The 6,353-nt window shown below is 70.0% G+C and carries 5 protein-coding genes and 1 pseudogene; 2 read left to right on the forward strand and 4 right to left on the reverse strand.

All coding sequences use genetic code 11. The features are described from left to right. A pseudogene (locus tag EHS43_RS34050) lies at positions 1-333 on the reverse strand (glycosyl hydrolase); the annotation flags it as partial. A gap of 212 nt (positions 334-545) precedes the next feature. Between EHS43_RS34050 and EHS43_RS34055 the strand changes: the two are divergent. Both EHS43_RS34055 and EHS43_RS34060 read left to right on the forward strand, forming a co-directional pair. Continuing rightward, positions 546-2,513: an acetoacetate--CoA ligase gene (locus EHS43_RS34055; protein ID WP_125194509.1), complete on the forward strand. Its 1,968-nt coding sequence runs from the start codon at positions 546-548 to the stop codon at positions 2,511-2,513. Between the two features lie 210 nt (positions 2,514-2,723). Continuing rightward, positions 2,724-3,617 carry a hypothetical protein gene (locus EHS43_RS34060; RefSeq protein ID WP_125194510.1) on the forward strand — a complete coding sequence of 298 codons (894 nt, stop codon included), beginning with the start codon at positions 2,724-2,726 and terminating at the stop codon, positions 3,615-3,617. A 70-nt stretch (positions 3,618-3,687) separates the two neighbouring features. On the opposite strand, the gene ptsP is transcribed toward EHS43_RS34060, so the two are convergent. From ptsP to EHS43_RS47170, 3 genes are all read right to left on the reverse strand, one after another. Further along, entirely contained in the window at positions 3,688-5,358 is a 1,671-nt protein-coding gene (gene ptsP, locus EHS43_RS34065; protein ID WP_125194511.1) for a phosphoenolpyruvate--protein phosphotransferase, read from the reverse strand. Between the two features lie 82 nt (positions 5,359-5,440). Next, positions 5,441-5,890: a PTS glucose transporter subunit IIA gene (locus EHS43_RS34070; RefSeq protein WP_125194512.1), complete on the reverse strand. Its 450-nt coding sequence runs from the start codon at positions 5,888-5,890 to the stop codon at positions 5,441-5,443. A 254-nt stretch (positions 5,891-6,144) separates the two neighbouring features. After that, positions 6,145-6,353 (reverse strand): hypothetical protein (locus EHS43_RS47170; RefSeq protein WP_221740783.1); only part of this gene is annotated, 209 nt, incomplete at its 5' end.

Genomic DNA, 6,353 nt, shown 5'->3' on the forward strand with positions numbered 1-6,353 from the left:
CTCCAGAACGGCCCGGGGATCCGGCTCCGGACAGCGGCCGGCGAGCGCGTACGACGGCTCAGGACCGGCCCCGTCCCACCCCCAGAAGACCGCCCCGTTCACCGCGACCAGGATCCGCAGCTCGGAGCGGCCGAACCGGACGACACCCCCGCCGGGAGCCGGCTCCGCGTCCTGTACCGGCCCCGGAACCCGCGCGCGCTCGGCTCCCCGCGCCGGCAGCCCCACCGCGTCGATACGCCTCCTGCGCCACGCCGAGCGCACGGTACGCAACCCCTGGGGCGCCCCCGCCGAACCCACAGCCCTTATGGAACGCACCAGGTCACGACCGTTCATGCTGCTCACCCTGCCACTCACCGCCCCACCCGCGCGGGCCGTTCAACTGCCGTTCACCCGTGCCGGGGCCACATCTTCACGACACGGACTATGTGGGGCGCACCCTGGCGTAGAAGTTGATCACATGGCATCGTCCCTGTCAGCCGCGTCACGCGCACACCCCTGGCCCGTGCGCGGGAGACGCACACGACGCGCACAGTCCGGGAGCCCCCATGCCGACCGAGAACCCCCAGCCGCTCTGGCAGCCAGATCCGCAGCGCATCGCCCGGTCCCAGGTCACCAGGTTCCAGGCCTGGGCGGCCGAACACCACGGCGCCCCGGCCGACGGGGGCTACGCGGCACTCCACCGCTGGTCCGTGGACGCGCTGGAGCCGTTCTGGGAGGCCGTCACCCAATGGTTCGACGTACGGTTCTCGACGCCCTACGCGCGCGTGCTCGGCGACCGCTCGATGCCCGGCGCCCAGTGGTTCCCCCGCGCCGCCCTCAACTACGCCGAGCACGCCCTGCGCGCCGCCGAGACCCGCGCCGATGAACCCGCCCTCCTGTACGTCGACGAGACCCATGAACCGGTCCCGGTGACCTGGACCGAGCTGCGCCGCCAGGTCGGCTCCCTGGCCGCCGAGCTGCGCGCCCTCGGCGTCCGGCCCGGCGACCGCGTCAGCGGCTACCTCCCGAACGTCCCGCAGGCCGTCGTCGCCCTCCTCGCCACGGCCGCCGTGGGCGCCGTCTGGACGTCCTGTGCCCCCGACTTCGGCGCCCGCAGCGTCCTGGACCGCTTCCAGCAGGTGGAACCGGTCGTCCTGTTCACCGTCGACGGCTACCGCTACGGCGGCAAGGAGCACGACCGCCGCGAGACGGTCGCCGAACTCCGCCGCGAACTGCCCTCCCTGCGCGCCGTCGTCCACATCCCGCTCCTCGGCACGAGGGCCCCGGAAGGCGCCCTGGAGTGGGACGCGCTCACGCGCGCGGACACGGAACCGGTCTTCGAACAGGTGCCCTTCGCGCACCCTTTGTGGGTGCTCTACTCCTCGGGGACGACGGGCCTGCCCAAAGCGATCGTCCAGTCCCAGGGAGGCATCCTCGTCGAGCACCTCAAACAGCTCGGCCTGCACTGCGACCTGGGCCCCGAGGACCGCTTCTTCTGGTACACCTCCACGGGCTGGATGATGTGGAACTTCCTCGTCTCCGGCCTCCTCACGGGCACGACCGTCGTCCTGTACGACGGCAGCCCCGGCTACCCCGACACGGGAGCCCAGTGGCGGGTCGCCGAACGCACGGGCGCCACCCTCTACGGCACCTCCGCCGCCTACGTCATGGCCTGCCGCAAGGCCGACGTGCACCCGGGACGCGACTTCGACCTCTCCAAGGTGCAGTGCGTGGCCACCACCGGGTCCCCGCTCCCGCCCGACGGCTTCCGCTGGCTGCACGACGAGGTCCGCGAGGACCTGTGGATCGCCTCCGTGAGCGGCGGCACGGACGTGTGCTCGTGCTTCGCGGGAGCCGTACCGACCCTGCCCGTGTACATCGGCGAACTCCAGGCGCCGAGCCTGGGCACCGACCTGCAGTCCTGGGACCCGAGCGGCAAGCCGCTCGTCGACGAGGTCGGCGAGCTCGTCGTCACCAATCCCATGCCCTCCATGCCGATCCACTTCTGGAACGACCCCGACGGCACTCGCTACCACGACAGCTACTTCGACACCTATCCCGGAGTCTGGCGGCACGGCGACTGGATCACCCTCACCTCGCGCGGCTCGGTCGTCATCCACGGCCGCTCCGACTCCACGCTCAACCGCCAGGGCGTCCGCATGGGTTCGGCCGACATCTACGAGGCCGTGGAGCGGCTGCCCGAGATCAAGGAATCCCTCGTCATCGGCATCGAACAGCCCGACGGCGGCTACTGGATGCCGCTGTTCGTACAACTGGCCCCCGGAGCCGTCCTCGACCAGGCCCTCCTCGACCGCATCAAGCGGACCATCCGCGAGACCCTCTCACCCCGCCACGTCCCCGACGAGGTCATCGAGGTCCCCGGCGTCCCGCACACCCTCACCGGAAAGCGCATCGAGGTCCCCGTCAAGCGCCTCCTCCAGGGCACCCCGTTGGAGAAGGCGGTCAACCCGGGCTCCATCGACAACCTCGACCTCCTCCACTTCTACGAGGACCTGGCCCGCAAACGCGCTTGAGCCCGCGCCCCACCCCCGCACACGGCCTCGGACTCCCCAAGCACACCGGCGAATCCGAGGCCGGCCGCGCTCACGCCACGCGCCGTCACTGCGGTCGTCATCAGCCCATCGCCACCGGCCGGGCGGTCCGGAGTCGACTCGCCCCGTCCTCGTTGTCAGTGCCGCCGGTTACTGTGAGTGAGCATTGATCGACTGCGCACAGGGGGAAACATGGCGCACACCGACCACCAGACGATGCGACGCGTCCTGCGCCGCGAAATCGCCGGCACCATCGGCCTGCTCACCGACGAACACGACTTCCGCGCCATGCGGCGCTACCGCAGCTTCACCTTCGACGACCACACGACCTACCTGAAACAGGTCGAGAACCTCCTGAGGACCCGCGCCGCGCAGGGCAGCCACACCGCCGTCGCCCTCTTCGACCCCCAGGAGTACGCCGAGTTCTGCGAGGAGACCGGCCTCGACCCGGACGTCCCGTCCAGCCGCACCCGCTTCACCGCCGAACTCGCCGGCAACGGCCCGACACTCCTGTACGAGGGCCAGCCCCTCACCGACCTCGTGCCGGCCCTCGTGGACGAGGCGGTCCGCCAGGCCACATGGGAGTACGCGACCACACTCCTCGCCCGCCTAGGCCCCTGCGGATCCTGCGGAGAGGACATCGGGCGCGCATCCTTCACCCGCGCCTCGGACCTCCTGCTCCGGGTCCTCGACACCGCGCAGCCCGGCGAACACCACCTGGTCTGCAGCATCACCGGCACACCCGAGACGCTCGTCTCCGTCCTCCACTCCGACGAGAACACCGACGGAGCCGTACAGCTCGACGAGGCCGAGGCCCTCGAATTCACCACGGTCCTCGCCCTCGGCATCGCCACCCGGAGCCCCGGCGGACTCGTGATGCGCACCAGCGCCCCCGGAACCCCGGACCGCATCTACGGCTGGCGCCTGCGCGGCGACGGCCTGGAACCCCTCACCGCCGGAGAGGTCTTCGACGCCTACTGCACCGACATCGACTCCGGCGATCTGATCTCCCCGGAATCGGACGTCGACTACTGCGTACCGCCCGACCTCGGACCGGAAGGACCGTCACCGCGCCACAGCCACTGAAGACAAGGAGGGCGCCCCACCCACAGGTGGAGCGCCCTCCGGAAGCCGTCAGCCGGCGGATCCGGGCCGACTACTCGCCCGACAGCACCGCCTGAGCCGCGTCCCGCGCCTCTTCGGCGCTGTCGGCGGCCCGCGCGGCAGCGGCAGCACGTTCGCACTGCGCGAGCGTGTACTTCGCCAGCGTGGCCCGGACGTAGGGAATGGACGCGGCACCCATGGAGAGGGAGGTGACACCAAGACCGGTCAGCACACAGGCGAGCAACGGGTCGGACGCGGCCTCACCGCAGACGCCACAGCTCTTGCCCTCGGCCTTCGCCGCCTCGGCGGACAGCGCGACCAGGTCGAGCAGCGCGGGCTGCCACGGATCCTGCAACCGGGACACCGCACCCACCTGACGGTCGGCGGCGAAGGTGTACTGCGCGAGGTCGTTGGTCCCCAGCGACAGGAACTCGACCTCCTGCAGAATCGACCGCGCCCGCAGCGCGGCCGAGGGAATCTCCACCATCGCGCCGAACTTCGCCCGCAGCCCGGCCGCACGGCACGCGTCGGCGAACGCCTTGGCGTCGGCACGGTCCGCGACCATCGGGGCCATGACCTCGAGGTAGACCGGCAGCCCCTCGGCAGCCTTCGCGAGCGCCGTCAGCTGAGTACGCAGCACCTCCGGGTGGTCGAGCAGCGTCCGGAGACCACGCACACCCAGCGCCGGGTTCGGCTCGTCGGCAGGCGTCAGGAAGTCCAGCGGCTTGTCCGCACCCGCGTCCAGCACACGGACGACCACACGCCCCTCGGGGAACGCCTCGAGCACCTGTCGGTACGCCTCGACCTGCTTCTCCTCGGACGGAGCGTTCTTGCTGTCGTCGAGGAAGAGAAACTCGGTACGGAAGAGACCGACACCCTCGGCACCGGCCTCGACCGCGGCGGGCACGTCCGCCGGACCACCTACGTTGGCCAGCAACGGCACCTTGTGACCGTCGGCCGTGGCACCCGGGCCCGTCGACGCGGCAAGCGCGGCCTTCCGCTCGGCGGCCGCGGCCTCCAGCTCGGCCTTCTTCTCGTCATTCGGGTTCACGAAGATGTCCCCGGTGCTGCCGTCGACCGCGATGACCGTGCCCTCTGCGAGCTCACCGGCACCCGGCAGCGCCACGACGGCCGGCACACCGAGCGCCCGCGCCAGAATGGCACTGTGACTCGTCGGCCCGCCCTCCTCGGTGACGAAACCGAGCACGAGCGTCGGGTCCAGCAGAGCGGTGTCAGCGGGCGCGAGATCACGCGCCACAAGAACATAGGGCTCGTCACTGTCCGGGATACCCGGCATGGGCACCCCGAGCAGACGGGCGACGATACGGTTCCGCACGTCGTCCAGGTCGGCGACGCGGCCGGCGAGGTACTCACCGGCACCCGCCAGCAGCTCCCGGTACGCGGCGAACGCGTCGTACACGGCACGCTCGGCCGTGCTGCCGACGGCGATACGCCGGTCCACGTCCGCCATCAGCTCGGGATCCTGGGCCATCATGGCCTGCGCCTCGAGCACCGCCTGGGCCTCACCCCCGGCCAGATTGCCGCGCGCCATGAGGTCGGCCGCCACCGCTTCCACGGCCTTGCGCGCGTGCCCCTGTTCACGCTCCGCGTCCTCCGCTGGTATCTGCTTGGCAGGCGGCTCCAGGACCGCCGTTCCCATGTGCCGAACCTCGCCGATCGCCACACCGTGGCTCACGCCGACGCCTCGCAGCGTTGTCTCCATCTCACCCGTCTCCGATAGTGCGGCGGGTCCCGCCGCCGCGGTGGTTGTCGTCCCTATGGGCCGTCATACGACGGCACTGACGTCACTTCCAGACGAAGAGACTGTCGCCGGCCTTCACATCGTCGTCGTCACGGAGCTCGGAGAGGGCCTCGGCCGTGGCCTCCAGTGCCACGACCGGGCAGACCGCGGACTTGCCGGCGGCTTCGACGGCGGCCGGGTTCCAGCGCACGATTGCCTGGCCGCGTGTGACGGTGTCGCCCTTGTTCACCAGCAGCTCGAATCCCTCACCGTTGAGCTGCACCGTGTCGATGCCCAGGTGCACGAGCACGCCGTGTCCCTTTTCGTCCACGACGACGAACGCGTGCGGGTGGAGGGAGACGATCACACCGTCGACCGGCGCGACGGCCTCCGACGGTTCACGCACGGGGTCGATGGCCGTGCCCGGGCCGACCATGGCCCCGGAGAAGACCGGATCCGGCACGGCGGCCAGTCCGATGGCGCGTCCGGCAAGCGGGGACGTCACGGTGGTCATGGGAAGCCTCCCAGGGGTGGAGCTGCGTATATGGGCCGTCACTGCCTGTCTCGGACGGCTCTGTCCAGCAGCGTATGTCAGATGAACTGAGCGTTCCGCACGGAAGATACCGGCTGGTGGTCTAGACCACCACCCCGGGGGATTTGCACGGGCTTCGAGGCCCCGTGTACAGTCGTACTCCTGCCTGGGGCTGAGCGGCGCGATACAAGTGCCCTTCCCCGGCGGCATCCAACTTGTCAGACCCTAACTCGGGATCACTTTCTGCATGCCTGCAGAACGGTGGTCAGGGGGCCGGAAAAACACTGATAGAGTTTGGAACAACGAAGGGAAGCGCCTGGAGGAAAGCCCGAGAGGGTGAGTACAAAGGAAGCGTCCGTTCCTTGAGAACTCAACAGCGTGCCAAAAATCAACGCCAGATATGTTGATACCCCGTCTCCAGCATCAGCTGGGACGAGGTTCCTTT

Source organism: Streptomyces sp. RP5T, from assembly GCF_003933965.1.
Lineage (GTDB): Bacteria > Actinomycetota > Actinomycetes > Streptomycetales > Streptomycetaceae > Streptomyces.

What these genes read in the sequence shown, in the direction of transcription:
- EHS43_RS34055 (WP_125194509.1), top strand. Translation starts at nt 546, where the DNA reads ATGCCGACCGAGAACCCCCAGCCGCTCTGGCAGCCAGATCCGCAGCGC.
- EHS43_RS34060 (WP_125194510.1), top strand. Translation starts at nt 2,724, where the DNA reads ATGGCGCACACCGACCACCAGACGATGCGACGCGTCCTGCGCCGCGAA.
- EHS43_RS34070 (WP_125194512.1), bottom strand. Translation starts at nt 5,890, where the DNA reads ATGACCACCGTGACGTCCCCGCTTGCCGGACGCGCCATCGGACTGGCC.
- ptsP (WP_125194511.1), bottom strand. Translation starts at nt 5,358, where the DNA reads ATGGAGACAACGCTGCGAGGCGTCGGCGTGAGCCACGGTGTGGCGATC.